Source organism: Paenibacillus sp. XY044, from assembly GCF_002257645.1.
In the GTDB taxonomy this organism is placed as follows: Bacteria; Bacillota; Bacilli; order Paenibacillales; family Paenibacillaceae; genus Paenibacillus_AQ.
The window spans coordinates 151,820-172,076 of sequence record NZ_NQMO01000010.1 but is presented as its reverse complement, the minus strand read 5'-3'; the positions used below and the strand labels follow the sequence as shown (position 1 = coordinate 172,076).

General features: G+C 54.8%; 16 protein-coding genes and 1 tRNA gene. 3 read left to right on the top strand and 14 right to left on the bottom strand.

Annotated features, from left to right (window positions below):
• Window positions 1-285: 285 nt before the first annotated feature.
• The 4 genes from pstA to CJP46_RS30315 form a co-directional block, all read right to left on the bottom strand.
• Entirely contained in the window at window positions 286-1,167 is an 882-nt protein-coding gene (gene pstA, locus CJP46_RS30330; protein ID WP_094599363.1) for a phosphate ABC transporter permease PstA, read from the bottom strand.
• On the bottom strand, window positions 1,164-2,111 hold the full coding sequence (gene pstC / locus CJP46_RS30325) for a phosphate ABC transporter permease subunit PstC (RefSeq protein WP_094599439.1): 948 nt from the start codon (window positions 2,109-2,111) through the stop codon (window positions 1,164-1,166). The genes pstA and pstC overlap by 4 nt, the downstream gene beginning before the upstream one ends.
• Window positions 2,112-2,217: 106 nt before the next feature.
• A complete protein-coding gene (locus tag CJP46_RS30320; protein WP_094599362.1) occupies window positions 2,218-3,072 on the bottom strand; it encodes a phosphate ABC transporter substrate-binding protein in 855 nt (284 codons plus the stop codon).
• Between the two features lie 32 nt (window positions 3,073-3,104).
• A complete protein-coding gene (locus tag CJP46_RS30315; RefSeq protein WP_094599361.1) occupies window positions 3,105-4,556 on the bottom strand; it encodes an LpqB family beta-propeller domain-containing protein in 1,452 nt (483 codons plus the stop codon).
• A 273-nt stretch (window positions 4,557-4,829) separates the two neighbouring features.
• Here CJP46_RS30315 and CJP46_RS30310 point away from each other — a divergent pair, with 273 nt between their 5' ends.
• Window positions 4,830-5,822, top strand: coding sequence for an MraY family glycosyltransferase (locus tag CJP46_RS30310; RefSeq protein ID WP_094599360.1), 993 nt, complete (start codon window positions 4,830-4,832; stop codon window positions 5,820-5,822).
• A 132-nt stretch (window positions 5,823-5,954) separates the two neighbouring features.
• Here CJP46_RS30310 and CJP46_RS30305 read toward each other — a convergent pair whose 3' ends face one another.
• Together CJP46_RS30305 and CJP46_RS30300 are read right to left on the bottom strand one after the other, a co-directional pair.
• Window positions 5,955-6,419 (bottom strand): hypothetical protein, encoded by a 465-nt coding sequence (locus CJP46_RS30305; protein WP_094599359.1) that lies wholly within the window; start codon window positions 6,417-6,419, stop codon window positions 5,955-5,957.
• A gap of 145 nt (window positions 6,420-6,564) precedes the next feature.
• Window positions 6,565-6,638: transfer RNA gene (locus CJP46_RS30300), tRNA-Arg, on the bottom strand.
• A 237-nt stretch (window positions 6,639-6,875) separates the two neighbouring features.
• Between CJP46_RS30300 and CJP46_RS30295 the strand changes: the two genes are divergently transcribed.
• Window positions 6,876-7,169 (top strand): magnetosome magnetite crystal formation protein family, encoded by a 294-nt coding sequence (locus CJP46_RS30295; RefSeq protein WP_076174239.1) that lies wholly within the window; start codon window positions 6,876-6,878, stop codon window positions 7,167-7,169.
• Between the two features lie 99 nt (window positions 7,170-7,268).
• Here the strand turns inward: CJP46_RS30295 and CJP46_RS37275 are convergent, their stop codons facing one another.
• From CJP46_RS37275 to CJP46_RS30285, 3 genes are all read right to left on the bottom strand, one after another.
• A complete protein-coding gene (locus CJP46_RS37275) occupies window positions 7,269-7,403 on the bottom strand; it encodes a hypothetical protein (protein WP_256992602.1) in 135 nt (44 codons plus the stop codon).
• A 72-nt stretch (window positions 7,404-7,475) separates the two neighbouring features.
• The gene (locus CJP46_RS30290; RefSeq protein ID WP_094599358.1) at window positions 7,476-7,823 is read right to left on the bottom strand and encodes a hypothetical protein; all 348 of its coding nucleotides are present in this window, start codon (window positions 7,821-7,823) and stop codon (window positions 7,476-7,478) included.
• 38 nt (window positions 7,824-7,861) lie between these two features.
• A complete protein-coding gene (locus CJP46_RS30285; protein ID WP_094599357.1) occupies window positions 7,862-8,176 on the bottom strand; it encodes a hypothetical protein in 315 nt (104 codons plus the stop codon).
• A gap of 265 nt (window positions 8,177-8,441) precedes the next feature.
• Here CJP46_RS30285 and asnB point away from each other — a divergent pair, with 265 nt between their 5' ends.
• Window positions 8,442-10,286 (top strand): asparagine synthase (glutamine-hydrolyzing), encoded by a 1,845-nt coding sequence (asnB, locus tag CJP46_RS30280; RefSeq protein WP_094599356.1) that lies wholly within the window; start codon window positions 8,442-8,444, stop codon window positions 10,284-10,286.
• Between the two features lie 86 nt (window positions 10,287-10,372).
• Here asnB and CJP46_RS30275 read toward each other — a convergent pair whose 3' ends face one another.
• The 5 genes from CJP46_RS30275 to CJP46_RS30255 form a co-directional block, all read right to left on the bottom strand.
• Window positions 10,373-11,362 (bottom strand): LacI family DNA-binding transcriptional regulator, encoded by a 990-nt coding sequence (locus tag CJP46_RS30275; protein WP_094599355.1) that lies wholly within the window; start codon window positions 11,360-11,362, stop codon window positions 10,373-10,375.
• Between the two features lie 100 nt (window positions 11,363-11,462).
• Window positions 11,463-14,825 carry a GH36-type glycosyl hydrolase domain-containing protein gene (locus tag CJP46_RS30270; RefSeq protein ID WP_094599354.1) on the bottom strand — a complete coding sequence of 1,121 codons (3,363 nt, stop codon included), beginning with the start codon at window positions 14,823-14,825 and terminating at the stop codon, window positions 11,463-11,465.
• 156 nt (window positions 14,826-14,981) lie between these two features.
• The gene (bglX, locus tag CJP46_RS30265; protein WP_094599353.1) at window positions 14,982-17,147 is read right to left on the bottom strand and encodes a beta-glucosidase BglX; all 2,166 of its coding nucleotides are present in this window, start codon (window positions 17,145-17,147) and stop codon (window positions 14,982-14,984) included.
• A gap of 424 nt (window positions 17,148-17,571) precedes the next feature.
• A complete protein-coding gene (locus CJP46_RS30260; protein ID WP_094599352.1) occupies window positions 17,572-19,170 on the bottom strand; it encodes a type 2 periplasmic-binding domain-containing protein in 1,599 nt (532 codons plus the stop codon).
• A gap of 170 nt (window positions 19,171-19,340) precedes the next feature.
• Window positions 19,341-20,243 (bottom strand): carbohydrate ABC transporter permease, encoded by a 903-nt coding sequence (locus CJP46_RS30255; protein WP_094599351.1) that lies wholly within the window; start codon window positions 20,241-20,243, stop codon window positions 19,341-19,343.
• Window positions 20,244-20,257: the final 14 nt, after the last annotated feature.

The following is a 20,257-nucleotide window of genomic DNA, read 5'->3' as shown; positions in this document are numbered from 1 at the left end:
TCTGCCGGAAGACAGCCCTATTTTCTATATCAAAGCTTATTTCGGTATGAATACTTCCAAGTACATGTGCAAAAAGGTCGGTTTTCAGCACCGAGGTTTATGCTACGTAAGCATCCGCTTAGGCCCGGCTGAATTCAAGATTCGATGCGAAAGTCAGCTTTCCGATTTACTTCGTGTTAGATAGATTGAATTAAAGAAAGTCACATTTTTGACACAATTATTCCTTGATTGGCCTCGATTGGTTTTCTTAACAAGAGTGGACTTTTTGACAACCTCTAGAAGGCTCTATTTCTTCAGACGCCGGTTGCTCATCCACAGCGGAATGCGGAACAGCAGGTTCATCAGAAGGACCACGATGACCAGCACCGCGGCCGACTTGTCGGCGATCTGGCGGGCATCCTCCACGATCGCTTCCGATTGCACGTACCAGAGGTGCACGGCCAGCGTCTCGCCCGGTGAAAACAGGTTGAAGTCCCACATCTCCCCGGAAGTGCTGAGCCCTGCGGTCAGCAGGATGACGGCCGATTCCCCGAATGCCCGGCCCGCCACGAGGCAGACGCCCGTCACAATCCCCTGCATGGCCATCGGTATAACGACGGTCCGGATGCATTGGAATTTGGTCATCCCGAGGGCATAGGACGCGTTCTTCACGTCATTCTGCACCGCCCGCACCGCTTCCTCCGTCACCCGGGCCAGCATCGGCAGGTTGAGGAATGCCAGGGAAACCGCCCCGCCGAGAATGGTCAGGCCGATTTGAAAGTACTCGGCAAAAATGGCCAGGCCCAGCATCCCGAATACGATCGACGGAACGGACGAGAGGCTCTCGACGCAGATCCGCAGCACCTCCGTAAATTTGTTCGCCGGGGCGTACTCCGCCATATAAATACCCGCTCCAACCCCGATCGGGACGGAAATGACCAGCGACAGAATCAAAATATAAAATGAGTTAAACAGCGCCGGTCCGATGCCGCCGCCGGGATCCATGTCCTCGGGCAGCTTCATCAAAAACTCGAGGCTCAGCCCGGGCAGCCCTTTGCCCAGGATGGTCAACAGCAGCCAGAAGATCAGCAGCAGAACCAAGATGCCGAGCCCGTAGAACCCATACGTTGCCAGCCGGTCGTATACAAGCGATCTTTGCATTTTACGGGTGCGCGTCCATTCGCTCATGCCTGCTCCCTCCCTTTGCGACCCAAATAGCGGATAAACAGAATCAGGACAAAAGAGATGACGAGCAGCAGGAAGGCCATCATGTGCAGCGCATAATTCCAGGTCGAGTCAAACTCCACGTTGGAAATCTGCATCACGATATTGCTGGTTAGAACCGAAGCCGGCGTAAACAAGGACTTGGCGAGCTGCGCCGTGTTGCCGATGACCATGACCACCGCCATGGTCTCCCCGATCGCCCGGGTCATCCCCATGATGACTGCCGCAATGATGCCTCTGCTGGCGGCTGGAATGACGACCCGCATCATGACCTGCAGACGCGTGGAGCCCATGGCATACGCAGCCTCGCGGTATTTTTTCGGCACGGCGGAAATCGCGTCGTCGCTGATCCGGCATATCGTCGGCAGTACCATCAGGGCGAGCACGAGCGCGGCCGCCAGCAGCCCGTCGCCCAGGTTCTCTCCGCTCAGCCGGCGCAAAAACGGAATCAGTACCGTCAGGCCGAGGTAACCGTATACGATGGAAGGAACCCCGACCAGCAGGTCCAGAATCGGACGCATGGCGTTTTTCAGCCAGCCGGGCGCGATTTCGGCGATCAGCACCGCCAGCCCGACGGACACCGGCACGGCCAGCGCAAGCGTAAGCGCCGTTAGAGACAGGGTGTTGATCATAAACGCGGCTGCGCCGTAATGCTCCTCCTCCGGGGTCCAGTTAAAGGAAAGGAAGAAATCCGCAAAGGATATTTCGCGGAAGGTCAAAAGCGCGGTTTTGCCGATAAAAAAGATCACCAGGCCCAACACCAGGCACAGCGCCAATATGCTGAACCAAAAATAATACGTAAACAGCCGGTTGGTGAAGCGGACCCTGGCGCTGCGGCTGAACCTGCGCCGCTTCGCGGGCGGGGTCAGCAGCTGACGGTCCTCGGGCACGTACTGCTGCACGGGCATGCTCAAACGGGCTCTCCTCCTATAAAGCGGCCAGCCCCATCGGATATGCAGGGCTGGCCGCGATCATGAATATGGCTTGGCTTGGATTGCTTACAATCCACTTGCCTTAACGCATGGCGGAAATCGGAATGAATTTCAATTTTTTCAGGGAACCTTGCTGGAATTTCGCGCTTTGAACATACTCGATAAACGCTTTGGTGGCGCCGGTCGGCTGGCCTTTGGTCATGTAATATCCGTATGCCCAAATTTTGTAGCTGCCGTTAATGACATTGTCCGTTGTCGGCTGCACGCCGTTATAGCTCAGTGCCTTAATGTCGCTGTTTACGTAAACCAGGTCAATGTATCCGATGGCATTTGGCGTCGTGGCCACGGCGGTCTTCATGTCACCGCTGGAGCCGACTTCCTTGTAGTTTTTCGATTTTTTGACGATGTCGCCGCCGGCCAGCGCTTTGGCTTGGTAATTGACGCGGGTGCCGGAGCCGAAGGCGCGCGTGATGACCACGATGTCCGCATTGTCGCCGCCGACTTCTTTCCAGTTGGTAATTTTGCCGGAGAAAATCCCCTTCAGCTGTTCGGTGGTCAGGTTGTTTACCTTCACGTTTTTGTTGGTAACCGTCGCAAAAGGAATGACGGCTACCTTGTTGGCTACCTGGCCTTCAAAAGCCTTGAAGCCCGGTACGTCCATGCTGGCGTCCCAGTCGCATGCCCCGATGTCGGCAATGCCCTTCTTCACGGCCTGCGGCCCTGTTACCGAGCCTTTGCCGGAAGCGGAAATTCTGACCTTCGGATTGATTTTTTGGAATTCCTTAGCTGCCTGAAGCGTAAGCGGAAGAAGCGCCGTGGAGCCGTTAATCGTAATTTTGCCGGAGATGCCGGATGCGGCGCTTGCGGAGCCGACCAAAGTGGTCACCGCGACCAGGGAAGTTACGGCAGCCAGCGTTAATTTTTTGAACATTTTCATCGTTCATTCTCCTCTTCGGTCAGGAACCGATATTATTTGGTAAGCTGGATGTTCTTTCCGCCCTCGATGACCACAATCTTGCCGTCTTCGACCAGCGCGATCCGGCTGCCGTCCGCAGACACGGCCAGCTCGCTGACCGTTCCTGGCGTGCTGTATACCTGCGCCTGGCTGCCGCTATCGATCTTCAGCACTTTCGTGCTGCCGTCGGCGGCGATGCCTGCTGCGAAGAGTGTTCCGGAAGGTGCGGCTGCGATGACCGTCACATCGATAATGCTCGCCATGTTCTGAACGCTGCTGTCTGGGCCGATCACTTTGATGACGTCATTGGCACTAGTGTTATCCGGGTCGGCGCTCAAATAAGCCGCTTTGCCGCCATCCAGCACGACAGGATACAATTTATTGTCTTTACCAGTTGTTAGCTGAATCGGTTTAGCTTCTTTTTCCGTCAGATCCAGAGAGTACAGCTGCTGGCCCGCTCCCGAATAGTCGATGCTGAGCGACTCTTCCGTGCTGTCCTTATCGCTGCTGGCCACGCCGGTCACATTGACGATATAGACCAATCTTTTTCCGTCCGCGGACAGGCTCACGTCGGATTTGTTCTCCACTTTGTCGGCCAGCACTTCGGTCACTTTGCCGTCGCCTAAGTTGATGTAAGATATTTTTTCCTGTTTATCGCCCTGGATGAAATAAATCCGGCTGTTATCCGCCGACCAAGTCAGATCTGTCTTGATGGAGGTATCAGAGCCTAGTTTTTGCGACAATCCGCTGATAAGGTTCATCAGGTAGAGCTGGCCGGCGTTATCTGTATAGGCCCCCCACTGTCCGTTCGGGGACACCGCCAATTCTGCAGCGTATTCATCCGTCGAGATTACCGAGCTGCCGTAGTTTGACGGGTTCAGCTTGACGATTTGCGCGGATTCTGCGTCGTCACGGCTGGCAATCACTTGTCCTTGGGCGTTCCAGCGTACGGAAGAATAGCTTCCTTCCGGTCTTTGAACCGTCAGTACCTGCTGCGTCTGCCCACTGCCTAGGATCCATTCCCCACCCAGTGCTTCCACGAACGTTTGAAGCTCAATGTAGGTTTTGCCATCCTGAAGCACGGGGGCGTTTGTAAAGGCTGCTGCCTCTCCATTCACCTTGTAGGACTTTACTCCTGCCTGCAGCTGGACGACGCGGGAACCGGTTGCATCCTTTAAAGTAACGATCCCTTTGGCGGCGCTTGCGCTTGCCCCGAAAGCCTTAACGATGTCCGAGACGGCCACCAGGTATGCTTGGTTGACCTGGACCGCATTAACGGTGAGATTCGCGCCGTTCACGCTAAGCTCCACTTTGGCCGCTTTCAGTTTTGACGATGCTGTCTTTGCAGCCTGGCCTGCAGATGATGGTTTTGCAGCGGAAGCCGCTTCTGCCGTTCCTCCAGCCAATACGGAAGTTACAACCGCAGAGGCCATCAGTACCTGAAACATCTTATTTTTCTTCAACATCGGCTCACCCTTCTTCTATTAGCATAAGTGCTATAGACCTATTCTCTACTAGAATTGTAAAAAGCGGTTGATTGGAATGTTATGGAAATATTAAATATTTTATCGTTGTATTTTGCAAAAATAGCGATTATTCTATTTAAAAATACAAATGCTACATCTATATAGAATGAACTAAAGAAATAAATGCCTAATGAGCCGCTTTACCAAGAATGTCAATGAAATACTTTAGTTCAATCTATCTGACTGTATCCGAAAACCTGACCGAGACTTCGAATGAAACGACAGCACATTGCAAAGCTAAGTATTGGAGGCCTGACTATTGTGTATGTAATTGGATTTATTGTGTCGCTTGTTATCGTTCTTGCTTTGATCCCTCCGTTAAGAAAGCTTGCGATCCGGGTTGATTTTGTCGACCGGCCCACCCATCGCAAAATACATAAGGAACCTGTCCCGCATCTGGCAAGCATCGCCATCTTTCTCGGCTTCATGATTCCCTATATCGTTCTCACCGGACACTGGGACAAGGAAATGGCCGGTATTGTCGCCGGCTCGCTGCTCATCCTCGGTATCGGCATGATCGATGACTGGTACAAGACGAAAGGCAAGGATTTCGCTGCTCTGCCCAAAACGCTCGTACAGGTGGGCGCCGCGGTAATCGTCTACTATTCGGGAATATCGTTCGAAGGGGTCACCGTTCCGTTCACCGGCCATATGGTCGTGTTTCCGGAGTGGCTGCAGTTTATACTGACGATCCTGTGGATTTTTGGCGTCACGACAGTCATTAATTTCATGGACGGACTGGATGGGCTGTCCGGAGGCGTGGCCGCGATTTCGGCGCTGACCCTGTTTATTGTCGCTATTGCCAAAGGTCAGTCGCACTCCGCGGTTATGGCGGTAATTCTGGTCGGGGTGACGCTCGGTTATTTGAGATACAACAAACCGCCCGCCAAAATTTATATGGGGGATGCAGGCGCGACGTTTATCGGGTTCATGCTCGGCATTATCGCCCTGGACGGGGCCTTCAAGCAGGTGACCGTCATTTCCATTCTCGTCCCTGTGCTGGCGCTTGGCGTACCGATCTTCGATAATATCTACGTCGTGATCAAACGGTATCGTGACGGCAAGCCGGTGTACAAAGCCGACAGAAGCCAGATCCATTACCGGCTGCTGTCCTGGGGGCTGAGCCCGAAGCAGGCGGTTGTGTTCATCTATTTGCTCAGCGCCTGCCTGTCGCTGTCCTCGATCATCTTGATGCTGATCAGTTAGCGGGGATGCGTTAAAACGGAAGCGTTAAGCAGTATATTAAAAAGGGGCTGCCCACCGTCGTGCTAGACACGAATGGATGGGACAGCCCCTTTTGCATGTGGCAGGCCGGCAATATGCCTCGCCTCGCTCGGGTTATGCTTGAGAATCGGCCTGCAGAGCTCGGATGGACAGATCCAGCTCCACCATGCCGTCCGGGAGGTCGCGCGAGCCCGCGATCACCCAGTTTACCGCCAGCGCTTTTTGTAACGCAGCCAACTGTTCCGAGGTGAGCCGCAGCCCATGAATCACGCCTTCTCCCACCACAAAGTCCTTTTCCTCATCCAGGCCGAAACGCTGGACCAGCCAGTTTTTCAGCCCATTCCGCGTGTTGAACGTCATACGGTAGCCTTCTGTGGCCGCCTGGGTCAGCGGCTCCCCGTGTTCCTCCGAGTAGCCGAACAGATTGGCGTAACGCTCGCCTTCAAGCCCAGCCTGGATAAACGGCTCAGCGTCCTTCTTACGGACAGCCTCGGCGATGGCGGCCCCGGACAGTCCGACCCGCTTCGCCTGCTCGATCAACAATGCCGTCCACTGCGATACTTTGATTTCCTGATTCATCCGGTCTCTCTCCCTTCATGTCTTTCCATCGTCGCTTGTCATTAGAACTCCACCATACTTTACGCTGCCTCCGGCTGCAGAGTCTCCGAAGCGTATACTTGCTTATATCTAAAGAAAAAGCCCTCAAATGAGGGCTTTCCTTGTACGTCCCAGGAGGGATTCGAACCCCCGACCGACGGCTTAGAAGGCCGTTGCTCTATCCAGCTGAGCTACTGGGACTTGGTATGTAATAAAAAAAACGAATGCGTTATTTATTATACCGCATTTGACCAATTTTTCAAGAGGAAAATGAGAAAGCCGATTGGTGGGAAATACTATGGGTAATAACATAACAAAAACTACGGCGTACACTCAAGGAAGCCAGCGGTAGTTTTTCTTTACGATATAAGGATGCAAGTTCCCGAAGCATATACTTCCTTATATTTTACCAAAATACGTTGTAAAGGAGCTTTCCCGATGCGACAGTTGTTATCTTCATTATCCTACTTCAGCATATTTTTCGCCCCGTTTATCCTGCCGGTGATCGTATGGATCGCCGTTCGGGACGAATACGTCGCCCGGCATGCCAAGCGAGCCCTGCTCTCGCATCTGCTGCCGTTTATTGCGGCCGTACCGCTGCTCTTTTTTACTTTGGCGGCCCATCATGCCGGCTCGATTTTGGGCTATATTTTGCTGTTCTGCGTCATTTACTTCGGCACATTCGTCTACAACATCGTCAAAGGCATTCAGGTGCTGCGCGAATATGCGTAAACGAGTCCCGGATGGTGCCTGCCGTTTACACTTATCAAAACTGAAAACCTAAAACAAACCTCCGGGCAGTCCCGGAGGCATGTTCATGGTTCAAGGAGGCTACTGGTTGCCAAAACGTCTTGGGTTATGGGGCACAGCCAAATTTCTCGAATTTTTGCTCGTTACTCCACCCGCAAATGCGTTCTGACGGGCGTGCTTGCTTCCCTTGCCTTTTCTGTAAGTGAAGTCCGCCATTTAGCTCACCTCCCCTTAATCATAGTATGGAGCGGGTGGCTGCCGGCTATGTTTCTTAAATTATGGCTGCGTTTACTTTGCGAACCTGCTCCGCAGATCCTCCTCCACGCTTCCAAAAGAGAGCAGGTCGCGCAGGAACAGGTCCCGCTCCTCGTCCGGCGTCAGCAGGAAGCTGCCTTCGAACGCCTGCTTCGTTACGTCGGTATACGCCTGATGCATAGTGTTGTCGTACCAGTCGAGTTCAGTGTCGGCATCGTTGCGGATCAGCCGGATCAGGTCATACAGGCCAGGAGACGTCTCGGCCACGTATGCCAGAAGCGCGGGATCATCGACCGCTCCAGGCAGCACGCCGATTTCAGCGCATCGGACCCCGTCCAGCTCTGTCATTCGCCGCACCTTAGCATCCTTAATATAATACACGCTGTTTCCTCCTCTCCATGGGCAGCCGGGATCCGAAATCAGGTGTAACCCAGCATTTTGTTCTCCGTCAAATGCTGGCGCGTTTCCGCCGTGCCGTATTCGTAAATTTTCCGGTACAGCTTGTTCAGGCTTTGCGTGTACTGCGAATTGACGTCATCCTCCGGCGTATCCGGCCAAGGAAACGTAAATGCCAGGAAGGAATCCTCGGCATGCTCCTGCAAGTCCTCCATCATCTGCTGCACTTCCCGGGCCTGTCCTACCGTGCAGTACATCACCAACTCATAGGGAGCAGCGCCTTGTTCGGCTAGAACGCTTCTGCCATGTACCGATACATAAAAATGCTGCTTATCCATGCACATTTCCCTCCTTTTTAAAGATCGTAGAATTAAATAAGTTTTCAGCGAATCCGGACCTTCTATGACCAAAAGAAAAATATCCGCTAAATGCGGTCTATCTTCTGCAGAACTTGCGTCGACAAACGTTTTTTCTCACACTGCCTTTCCTATAGTTTTCGTTAAAGGACAGACATTTTATGCCCCGATTCGGCATATAACTGTATCACTTTGGCAAACAGAAAGGACAGCGAGTGGATAAACGACAAAGAGAGGATGACCCATCATGTGCGGAATAACCGGTTTTATACAATGGAGCGGCGACTTAACCCAGGATTCGCAGATCCTTGTCAAAATGACGGAAACGATGTCGGATCGCGGACCGGATGCTTCGGGAACCTGGATCTCCAATCCATGCGCCTTCGGCCACCGCCGTCTGAGCGTCATTGACCCCGAAAACGGCGCACAGCCCATGATCGTTCATGATGATGATGACGTGTATGCGATTTGTTATAACGGGGAGCTATATAACGCAGCCGAGCTGCGAAGCGAATTGGTCAAAAGAGGACATCACTTCCGGACCCATTGCGATACGGAAGTTCTTTTGGTTTCATACATCGAATGGGGACCGGCTTGCGTGGACCGGTTCAATGGCATCTTTGCTTTTGCCATCTGGGACAGCGTGAGAGAGCAGGTGTTTATGGCTCGGGACCGCCTGGGCGTCAAGCCCCTGTTCTACGCCTATATCGACGGCACGCTTATTTTCGGCTCCGAGCCCAAAGCGCTGCTGCAGCATCCCAAGATGGAGCCTGTCGTCGGCCCCGAAGGGCTCGCCGAAGTGTTCATTATCGGTCCGGCACGGACGCCGGGAGTAGGCGTCTACAAAGACATGAAAGAGCTGCGGGCAGGCCACGCGATGATCTTCAGCCGCGACGGACTGCGCAGTTACGCCTATTGGCGCCTGGACAGCCACATCCACGAAGACAGCGTAGAGGAAACAGCAGCCAAGCTGCGCGAGCTGCTGCAAGATACGCTGGAGCGGCAGCTGGTCTCGGACGTTCCGGTCTGCACGCTGCTGTCCGGAGGGCTGGATTCCAGCGCTTTGACGGCTCTGGCCGTACAGTATTATAACCGGACCAACCAAGGTCAGGTCCACACCTATTCAGTCGATTACGTCGGCAATGAGAAGCATTTCAAATCGCATGCCTTTCAGCCGGGAGCCGACGCTCCGTTTATCCAGCGGATGGTGGAGGAGCTCGGGACGCAGCACCACTACATCGAATTCGATACCCCCGAGCTCGTGGAATCGCTGAACGCCTCCACCCTGACCCGGGACCTGCCCGGCATGGCGGACGTGGACGGTTCGCTGTATTTATTTTGCCGTGAAATCAAAAAAGGAGCGACGGTGGCCGTCTCCGGCGAAGCGGCCGACGAAATTTTCGGCGGCTACCCCTGGTTTCACCGCGAGGAAATGCTCAATTCCGGCACGTTCCCTTGGTCGGTCGCACCCGACATGAGAGCCAGCCTGCTGTCTCCCGAAATCCGCGAATGGATCCGGCCGCTGGATTACCTTGGGGACCGTTATGCCGATGCGGTGCGGGAAGTTCCTAAGCTGCGCGGTGAGACCGGCCAGCAGGCCAAAATGCGGGTCATGTCCTACCTGAACATTACCCGTTTCATGCCGACGCTGCTGGACCGCAAGGACCGCATGAGCATGGGAGTCGGCCTCGAAGTACGCGTGCCTTACTGCGACCATCGGCTGGTTCAGTACGTTTGGAATATCCCTTGGGAAATCAAAATGACCGGTGGACGGGAAAAGGGCATTTTACGTAAGGCGCTGGAAGGCGTGCTGCCGGACGACGTGCTTTACCGCAAGAAGAGCCCGTACCCGAAAACCCACAACCCGGACTTCCTTGCCGCCGTCAAGCAGCAGATGCTGGACATTCTGGACGATCCGACCGCACCGGTGCTGCCGCTGATCGACAAAAACAAAATTCTCGAGATCGCCGCTTCTCCGGAGGCGTCCTCGAATCTGCCGTGGTTCGGCCAACTGATGTCGGGACCGCAGCTGTTTGCGTACCTGGCCCAGGTTAACAACTGGTTGAAAACTTATAACGTGGCCATTCGTTAATATAAAATAAACATGCAAAAAGGGTATCCGACAGGCTCTAGTTAGCCGGATACCCTTCTGTTTGTTTATCGCTGTGCATGCTTGTTTCATCTTACCACGTTAACCCTTCGGGCGCTTTTTCCAACAGATTCCCCTTTGATCAGCGTGACGTAGATGCGCTCATGCTCCACTTCCTCGCCGGATAAAATCTTGATCAGCTGCTCCGACGCCAGCGCCCCCCACTTCCGCTTCGAATAGTTGATGGTCGCCAGGCGCGGCTGCATGTAGCTCGTCAGCTCGATATTGTCGAAGCCTATCAAATGCACATGCTCTCCGATCCGGTAATCGGTCTCCGCCAGCCGGTTGCAAAAACCGATGGCCATTTCGTCATTGAGGCAGAACACGGCCGCCGGGCCGGTATATTCCCCCATGACCCGTTCGGCGGCGCGCTCTCCGCCGCTTTTTTTGAAATCACCGGAAATCTCGATCCACTCCACGTCTTCAGTGCGGTCCGCAACCATTTTGACCGCCTTCATGCGCTGGTTGGAATCAAACGAGTCATCGGGACCCGTCACGACGTAAATCTTCTTGTGGCCCTGCTCGACCAAAAATTCGGTCGCCAGCGTCGCCCCCGCCTTATTGTCCAGCAGCACCTGATTGATGTTGGGATGCTCGAGCTCCCGGTCCAGCACGACGATTTTGTGGTTCCGCTCGGCATATTTGAGCAGCTCCGCGTTCGTAAACGCGTGGTCCAGAATGATAGCCCCGTCGATCATCCGCTCCGGAAGCATGCGGTGGGCCTGCTTGCCGCTGCATACGATCAGGTCGTAGCCCTGAGCGTTGCAGACCTCCTTCATTCCGTCCAGCAGGTCGCCGTACACATCCCCTTTAAAATCCGTCAAAAATACCCCGATGATGCGGGACTCCCTCTTCTTCAGCGATCTCGCGGCCGCGTTCGGCACATAGTTCAGTTCCTTGGCGATCGCCAAAATTTTTGAGCGGGTCTCATCCGTCACCTTGCTGCTGCCGTTCAGGGCATATGATACCGTCGATATGGAAACCCCGGCTTTTTTAGCGATATCCTTAATACTAACCAATGTTCCTCGCTCCCCCGTATCAAACCATTCCTAGATCCAAAATTATCCATATTCCAGTTCTCATGGAAAAGGGCGATCCGTGAAGATCGCCTGTAACCTGCTACATAAAAATCTCAACCACATTGCGGTCCGGATTCATTCCCTGTTCGAACACGTCCTTCGAAATCCGCAGACCGCCTTCGCGGTACGGATTGCTCACCGACGAGGCTTCCAGCTCCTGGCCGTTCAGCTTCACGCGGCGCTCTCCGGCACCTTCCAAATGGTAGATGAAGGTCACGTCCTGCCCGTCGTAACGGAAGTCGAAACGCAGGCCGTCCAGCTTCTGCGGCAGCACCGGATCCACGATGAGATCCTGCTGCTCCTGGCGGATGCCGAGCGCGTTCGAAATCAGCTGGTTCATGTAGATTCCCGGGCCGCTGGAGTAAATGCGCCATCCGCCCTTCACCTGCACGCTGCCGCTGCGCAGCTCATCGAAATGCGCCTGCGCGTCGTAACGCGTGTTGAACTTGCCGTCGGAGCTGCTGAAATAAGCGTTGCTCTGACGCAGCTCGGCGTTCGGCACGACATTGCGGATGCCGACCGGGTTGATCACGTTCAGGCCGTTCCATACATCATCCGCATGTCCGAGCTTCGCCATCGCTTCGATGAAGCGGATATGGGCGTGCACATATTGCAGGCCCACTTCGCGCCCGAAGTTCGACGCCTGCTCCGCCCGCTTGAAGTGCGTGCTGACGCCGCCGGCATACTGGGCCGGACGGTTCATCAGACGCACGCCATCCGGGAAGAAGAGCTTTTCTTTGATCAGCTCATAATGGGCCTTCGCGCGCTCCGGATCCAGCAGCTCCGCAATCATGCTCCGGGTCATCGGCAGCAGGCGATACTGGATGCCGGTCTCCTTGTCGGCCGGATGGAGCATCAGCTTCACCTCAGCCGGGTTCTCCATATAGAGGAAGCCTGGAATGACGTCCGTGCCGAGCATGTATTTTTCATAATCGCCTTTGATTCCCTGCGCCATCTCGTGAAGCTCCGAAGCCAATTCCGGCTTGGCGGACTTCATGGCGTCTGACAATTGGGTCATCGTCTGGTACGTCAGGGCAACGGTCCAACTGCTGACCATAAACTGCTTCAGTTGGGCGTTGGCCGGCTGAAGCGTATCGTCCCAATCCCCGTCCCCGTAGGAGGACAGGCAGGTATCATGCAGGAAGTGGCTGCGAATGTAGTCGATCTCCTTGTACACATGATCCAGAATCGTGGCCGTTTCTGCGGTAAAGTGGAACTTGTGTTTGACCGTATACGGTACCTTTTCCTCCAAAATGCCGAAGTCCTCGGTAGCCCGCAGGTAATCGCTGAGCACCTTGAGCGGCCATACGATGATGTCGCCGTGGCTCTCCTCCTGCTGGACCGTAAAGTAGTTGTCGAACATAAACCACTGCGGCCAGTTGCCGTCGTCTTCATATTGATGGGAGTACACCATCTTCAGGATGTCGCGGACCTGTTCAAATTTTTGCGTTGCCATAAAGTACTCGGTCGGTCCTTGGCAGACGTCCCGCGTTCCCCAAGCCGCGCCTCCGTACTGCTCCAGGCCATGCGGGACCGAGTAATGGACCAGCATGTTATGCGTATACCACCAGGCCAAAGCATTCACTTTGAAAAAGTCCTTGCCCTCCGTGCCATCGCCGCCGGTTAGGCGGAATCCGTTCATGACATCCCGGAAGAACGCCCGGTACTTCGCAATTTCTTCCTCTGCGCTGCGGTTCGCTTCAGGAAGGTCTTCCCCGTCCAGCAGTCCCTGCATCGTCAAGGTCCACTCCGCAGCAGCTTCGAGCTTGAGTGTCACCACCGACGCGTCTCCAGGCTGAACGCCGCTTGCCAGCGCCGTTTCGTCGTTAACGGTCGCCTTGACGCCGTCGACCCGCATGGTGTATTTCAGGTTCGGATAGGCTTCCTTCCGGAGAGCATCCTGGGCGCCGTGGAACGTCAGCACGCCCGCCGATTCCGTCATGCGGACCGGCGCTTCGAATTCGTTGACGTCCATCGTGACCTGGCTGGTCACCAGGAATTTATACGCTCTGCCGCTCTCCGAGCGCACATGAAGGCGTACTTCAGGCGCATCCGCCGCCGTGAAATTGGTGATCACCAGCATGTCATCAGCCGTTTTGTAATACCAGCGCACGTAGTTGAAGCCGATCTCGAACAGGGACGGCATGGTCAGAAGACGGTACGCTCCGTCTTTGTCCACATAAATCCGTTGTCCCGCCGTCTTCGGCACGTTCAAGGCGCCGCGGGCGTTGCTCATCATTTTGTTGAAGTTGGTATTGCCTACCACCAGATGGGAGTTGAAAATGCCGTACATATACGAAGTCGTCGTCACGACCTTGGCGCCCAGCTTCACGCTGTCGCCGCTCATCAGGATATGTCCGTGCGGACGCTCCACCAGCAGCTCCTTCTCCTTCAGCACGACATGCTCGTAGGTGTCCGTAAAGAACGCCAGGAGCTGTCCGTTTTCGGTTTCCTCCTCCTGTCTCCGGGCTTTCGGAAAAAGGGATTCGAGCTCTTCCGCGGTGAGCGGAAGGGTGTGCAGCGGTTCACCGATCTCCGGGTTCAGACGGACCTGCGGCAGCTCGCGCAGCGGGTCGGCCGCGGCGGCCAGGCTCTCCTGCACCTGAGCCCAGGCTTTCAACACCTCGTCCTTGTATTCCAACTCGGTTACAGCGGCCGCATGATCCGGCTTGAACAAACCGTAGAATACGAAGCGTGCTTCCCCATCCAGCGTTTCCGCTTCGGACTGAAGCGCCGTATAGGCGAACTCGTATTGGTAGACCTGGTTGGCCAAGTCCGGCTGGCTGAGGCATGCCGGCACGTTTGTCTCTTTGTAGGTCAGGCCGAAGAACTGGAAGCCGTCTGTCGAGAACCCGGCGGCACGCGTCAGCGAGCCCTGCTGTATGTAAGGGAACGCTCCGCCCTGCGGCTGGTTTTGGCGAGAACACACCACATAACCGTGGTCTTTGTCTTCGAAGACAGTATGGTCGATATACTGGGAGAGGTACGCCTCGTTGCTGCGAACGGCGCCCGTATCCGCATCGCCGATATCCTGGCCGTATACGACGTCGACTTTGACGCCGTGTCCGGTGGTCCGGACGTCCCAGAACCATACGCCGAGAGGGCTGAGCGCAAACGTCACGCGGTACGATATACCTTCAGCCTCGCCTGTCCAAACGATGCGTCCCTCGCCTGTGCTTACCCGGCTGTTCGAACGGATGCCGAGCAGCGGATGGAAGCGGACGGCGGAATCGTCATGGATGCGCAAATAGAGATTATTTAAAGCGCCGTCGAGCGGGCTGCTCATCAGCTGATTGATCATCGTCTTGCCGCTGACGGCCTGGAACATGTCGCCGCTTTCCCAGAACGTAAAAGACAGATCGCCGGCCTGGACGTGAAGCTTGGAATTCGTAAGGGTTGTCATGGTTGTTCATCCTCCTATCCCGGAAGCCGGGCCGGAACATGTCCGGTACGGGCTTCGAGGCAGCTTTACAGTATTTTTCATCCTGCGTCGTCTTGATGGTCAGCTCTCTCCAAAAGCCATGGCTGTTTTTTGTGTACGCGCATGGCCTTCTGCTCATCAAACCAACCGGAAAGACTCCATAAGATTATCCCGGCTGTTCGGGCCAACAAACACTTGGAACGCTCCCGGATCGCTCGCTTGCGTAAGGTCGGAATGGTGATAACGGAGCTGTTCCTCCGTGATTATAAAGACCGCATCCGCGCTTTCCCCCGGAGGAAGCTCGAGACGGGCGTAACCTTTCAGCTCGCGCATCGGGCGGACCACCTCGCCGGTCACGTCGCGGATATACAACTGAACCGTTTCGATTCCCGCGCGGTCCCCGGTATTCGTTACTTTCACTCTGACCTGAAGCGGCTGATTCGCCTTCATCTCGTTTCCGGACAACTTCAGGTCGCCGTATTCAAACGTCGTATAGGATAAGCCGTATCCGAACGGAAGCAGCGGATCATTCGGACTGTCGATATATTTGGACACGTACCGCTCTTCCGTTTTTTCCGGGTTCATCGGACGGCCGGTATTGTAATGATTGTAATAGACCGGAATTTGACCCACCGAGTGTGGGAAGGACATCGTCAGCCGGGCCGAAGGATTCACGCGCCCGATCAGAATGTCCGCGATCGCGGCTCCGCCTTCACTGCCCGGGAACCAGGCTTCCAGAACGGCGTCCGCTTCGTCAAATACGCCGTGCAGGTCCAGCGGACGGCCGTTGAAGATCACCGCAGCCAACGGCTTGCCGGTTTTCTTCAGCTGCCGCACCAGCTCCAGCTGGGCTTCCGGCAGGCGGATGTTCGTGCGGGATCCGCCCTCCCCGCTCATGGCCGAATCCTCGCCCAGGGCGAGCACGATGATGTCCGCATCTTGAGCGGCGGCGATCGCGGCGTCAATCTGCGCTTGATCCACGCTTACCACGCCGGAACCTTCGGCAATGACCAGCTGCCCCTCAGGCAGCCTTTCCTGCAGCGCGGTTCCCAGCTTCACGGCATCTTCCTTCACGCCGACACAGGACCACCAACCGAGGATGTCTTCGCTCTGGGCGAACGGCCCGATCAGGGCGACTTTCTTCGCAGGCGCAAGCGGCAGCAGGCCGCCTTCGTTTTTCAGCAGCACGCTCGACTTGGCTGCCAACTCGTAAGAAACGTTTCGATGATCCTGACAGAACAGCACTTCGCGCTCGCGCTCCGGGTCAGCGCCTCTCAGCGGATTGTCGAACAGCCCGAGCTTGTCTTTCAGCCGCAATATCCGCAGCACCGCTTCGTCGACCAAGGCTTCGTCCACGCGTCCGCTCTCGATGAGGACCGGCAAATGCTGTACGTAGCACGGGGTCATCATCTCGATATCCACGCCGGCCCGGATCGCCCGGTAAGCGGCTTCGCAGTCGTCCTCCGCCGCACCGTGCGCGATCATTTCGCGGATCGACGCCCAGTCCGAGATCAGGACGCCGTCAAAACCCCACTCATCGCGGAGGATACCGCGCATCAGCTTCTCATTGCCGGTCGCCGGAATGCCGTCCACGGTATTGAACGACGTCATGACCATTTCGCAGCCTTCGTCCAGCGCCGCTTTATAGGCCGGCAGATACTGCTCGCGCAGATTGCGCTCGGACATGTTGACCGTGTTGTAGTCGCGGCCCCCTTCAGGAGCGCCGTAAGCGGCGAAGTGCTTGACGCAGGCAGCCAGACGTTCCGGCTCCTCCTTCAGGCTCGCGCCTTGATAGCCGCGTACGAAAGCGCGGGCAAAGAGGCTGTTCAGGTACGGATCTTCGCCTGTCGTTTCCATAACACGTCCCCACCGCGGGTCGCGCACCAGGTCGACCATCGGTGCGAACGTCACGTGAATGCCGGATACGGCTGATTCTCTCGCAGCAATCTCCGCGCTTTTCTCGGCCAGCTCCGTATCCCAGGAGCATCCGATCGCCAGCGGGATCGGAAAGATCGTTTTGAAGCCGTGCACCACATCGGCCATAAACATGAGCGGAATGCCAAGCCGGCTTTTGCTTAAATATGATTTCTGCACGTCGATGATCGACTGCGCTCCCGATAATCCCAGAACGGAGCCGCTGGCAGTCACCATCGATTCGGTGATTCCCATTTCCTCAAGCGGTCCGGTAATTTGGCTTTCGCCATCCCCGCCTTCATGAAAATTGGCGGTCAGCTGAAGAAGCTGGGCAATCTTCTCTTCCAGCGTCATCTGATTCAACAGTTCGGTTAACTGCCGGTTATCCATTCCATTCCCTCCACAACAAAGTCGTATGATGATTCAGGCCTTCCGGACACGGATCGTCCGGCTCTTTCAGACCCTTTCTCCTTTCTCAGGAGCTTGCACAAAACCTGGCCGACAATGGCTGCAAGGACGAAGCCGTTCCTTGCGCGCTTATCTTTTGTGCAAATTCCTCATTAAGAAAAGTGTCTATCGATAGAAGACAGACCCCGTTTAGCGGAAGTTTTTCTTGCGATTATCGAATGATTAAGGAAGAACTCTTACCTGTTCTCCTCCTTGTGGCCAGGCCGGCCTCCTTATATAGAAGAAACTCGGCTTGGCACCACCATGGAAGAGAAGAACCCGGCTGCATCAATTGTGCTGCACACCGGGTTCCGTAGACTCGGACTGCGTAAGTGCTCAGTTCTTATCCTTATTAGAACGTGATCTGTTACTTAGCGAATTTGCTGTTTAGTTCATCCAGCACCGGCTGAACGAGGGACTGCTTGCTTTGCACCCATTTCTTCCAGTTTGCTTCCAGATCGCCGCTTTGCAGGATCAGGTTGGCATACTCGTTCTGGTAATCGAAGGATGCCTGGCTCTTCGCTTTGGAATCGTACAGCTGCACATCCCAGTCGTAGGTTGCCAGCTTGCCGCCTTCACTGCCCAATTTCGCTTTCTCTTTGAACAGCTCAACAGCGCGGTCGCGGTATTCTTTCTTGATCGCAGGGTTCACGATACTGAAATCGTCGCCCAAAATATATAGGCCTTCAAAACGTGCCGGATATTTGTCTTCAAGGGAAGTTCCTTCCGGAAGCAGGCTGACCGGCTCATTGTTCTCGTCGTACTTCCAGTCCTTGCCTTCAAAGCCCATATTCAGGAGCATCTGTCCTTCTTTGGTTGTCGAGTAATCAATGATATCCATGATGCGTTCGAATTTCTCTTTGCTGATATTCGGCGAGAAAATGAGCGAAGACCAGAAGTTCGGCTGCTCCAGGTTACGGTACTTGCCATCGTCACCCACAACGATCGCTGTATGGACGAGGTCGTCGCTGCTTACGCCCAGGTTCTTCTGCATGTTTTTGTCCATGTCCTGTCTGTATGAAGCCAGACCACCCAGGGACATCATCGCTGCAACGCCTTTAACTCTAAAGTTGTCGCTGCCCTCGTTGTTTTTCCAAGTATAGAATTCCGGATTGAGCAGGCCTTCTTTGTACGCTTTTTGCATCAGCTTCAGACCGGTCAGCGTCTCCGGATCGGCTGGTCCCCAATGGAACTTGCCGTCTTCGCCTTTATAGAAAGCAGATTCCACGCGGGAATGCTCACTGTTGGCCATGATGATGTTGGTCAAGGCGTCATCCGCGGTGTAAGACATTGGAACGAGCTTGGAACCGAGCTTTCCTGGGTCCTTCTCTTTGACCAATTCCGCATAATGGATCAGTTCGCTTGTCGTATAAGCATCCTTCAATTCAAACCCGACGGCTTGGGCCCAGTCCTTGCGGATCGCAATGACGCCGATTTGGTTCACAAGCGGATCGGCCGGTTTGTTTTGGAAGTACACCGGTTTCGGGAGAATGTAAGTACCGCCTGTCAGCTCTTCCAGCTTGTCGCCGAGACCGGTCAGCTTGTACGCCGCCGCCACGTTCGGCCAGCGCTCTTTCCAGTCATCCGGGAATTTGTAGAGCAGTCCCTGATCGACGTAGTTCATAAAATCGCCGTGCACATAGTTCCAGCTAGCCACGTCAGGCAGGTCGCCGGAGTTGATCCACAGGCGGAGTTTTTCCGGCCAGGAATCCCACTGCACATAGTTGTAATCCCACTCGACGTTGAATTTGTCCATCCAGTACTTGTGGAACTCGTTGTCCAGTACGCCGTCCTTCACTTCCGTCGTCTGCGCCACGGAGATTTTCAATTTGTCCTTGTAGCTTCCGTCCGCGTCTTTTTCGTTACCGCCGGATGATGCCGAGTCTTTCCCGCAGGCAGTAACCGTCAGCATAACCGCCGACAGCGCAACGGCCAGAAGCGGTTTGAGCATCTTTTTGGTGTTCATGTTTTTTCCCCTCTTTTTGATCAGATTTTTTTTCGGTAAGAAAAATGTCTCTCGATGTACCTTCAAACAAGACAGACCGCGTTTAAAGGCAATTTTTCTTGCGATTATAGAATTGTTCAGCTCCGCTGAAAATTTATCGATTCTATAATCTTAAAAAATCTATTGTGTAATCAGGTCTTGATAGCCCCTGTTAACACCCCTTTGGCGAAGTGCTTTTGCAGCATCGGGAAGAAGCACATGATCGGAATCATCGATACGAAGACCGAAGCCATCTTCATCCCTGTGGAAAAACCGGATTTGTTTAGGGCGTCCACGCTGGCCGCATTCGAAACGTTTGTCGACGATTCGACGATAATCGTGCGCAGGACGTTTTGCAGCGGAAGCATTTCCGCTTTTCGCAGGAAGATCATCGCGTCATACCACCCGTTCCAGAAGGCCACGCCGTAGAACAGCGTAATGGTCGCCATAATCGGCGCCGCGAGCGGAAGGACGACGGAGAACAGGATGCGCCATTCGCCCGCCCCGTCGAGCCTTGCGGATTCCATCAAGGATTCCGGCAGGCCCTGGAAGTAGTTCATCATCAGGATCATATTGAAAGCACTGAAGCTTCCTACCAGAATGACGGACCACAGGGAACCGGTCAGGTGCAGCGATTTCATGACCAGGTACAGCGGCACGATCCCGCCGTTAAAGATCATGGTGAACAGGACGAGGAAGAAGATAAACTTTTTCCCCGGGAACTTGTTGCGGCTGAGGCCATATGCCATCGTGCTCGTCAGGAACAAGCTCAGCGGCAGGCCGACTACCAGGATTTTAATGGTGTTCCAGAAGCCCGTCAGCAGCCTGCCGTCTTCGAACAGCGCCCGGTAGGCGTCCAGCGTCGGATGCTTCGGCCACAGCAGCATCGGATTATCGGCATATTCCTTCTGTGAGGCGAGGGAGATCGCGATCACGTTCAGGAACGGAATCAAAATGATTAAAGCCAACACAATCAGCACTATAAACATGATGTAATCGAGAAGCGTCATTTTACCGACCCGGTATTTATGCCGCTTCTCAGCATGCGTACTCATCTCTCTAACACTCC

Bases quoted from the DNA above. Each gene is read 5' to 3' on its own strand.
- pstA (WP_094599363.1), bottom strand. From the start codon at position 1,167: ATGAGCGAATGGACGCGCACCCGTAAAATGCAAAGATCGCTTGTATAC.
- pstC (WP_094599439.1), bottom strand. From the start codon at position 2,111: ATGCCCGTGCAGCAGTACGTGCCCGAGGACCGTCAGCTGCTGACCCCG.
- CJP46_RS30320 (WP_094599362.1), bottom strand. From the start codon at position 3,072: ATGAAAATGTTCAAAAAATTAACGCTGGCTGCCGTAACTTCCCTGGTC.
- CJP46_RS30315 (WP_094599361.1), bottom strand. From the start codon at position 4,556: ATGTTGAAGAAAAATAAGATGTTTCAGGTACTGATGGCCTCTGCGGTT.
- CJP46_RS30310 (WP_094599360.1), top strand. From the start codon at position 4,830: ATGAAACGACAGCACATTGCAAAGCTAAGTATTGGAGGCCTGACTATT.
- CJP46_RS30305 (WP_094599359.1), bottom strand. From the start codon at position 6,419: ATGAATCAGGAAATCAAAGTATCGCAGTGGACGGCATTGTTGATCGAG.
- CJP46_RS30295 (WP_076174239.1), top strand. From the start codon at position 6,876: ATGCGACAGTTGTTATCTTCATTATCCTACTTCAGCATATTTTTCGCC.
- CJP46_RS37275 (WP_256992602.1), bottom strand. From the start codon at position 7,403: ATGGCGGACTTCACTTACAGAAAAGGCAAGGGAAGCAAGCACGCCCGT.
- CJP46_RS30285 (WP_094599357.1), bottom strand. From the start codon at position 8,176: ATGGATAAGCAGCATTTTTATGTATCGGTACATGGCAGAAGCGTTCTA.
- asnB (WP_094599356.1), top strand. From the start codon at position 8,442: ATGTGCGGAATAACCGGTTTTATACAATGGAGCGGCGACTTAACCCAG.
- CJP46_RS30270 (WP_094599354.1), bottom strand. From the start codon at position 14,825: ATGACAACCCTTACGAATTCCAAGCTTCACGTCCAGGCCGGCGATCTG.
- bglX (WP_094599353.1), bottom strand. From the start codon at position 17,147: ATGGATAACCGGCAGTTAACCGAACTGTTGAATCAGATGACGCTGGAA.
- CJP46_RS30260 (WP_094599352.1), bottom strand. From the start codon at position 19,170: ATGAACACCAAAAAGATGCTCAAACCGCTTCTGGCCGTTGCGCTGTCG.
- CJP46_RS30255 (WP_094599351.1), bottom strand. From the start codon at position 20,243: ATGAGTACGCATGCTGAGAAGCGGCATAAATACCGGGTCGGTAAAATG.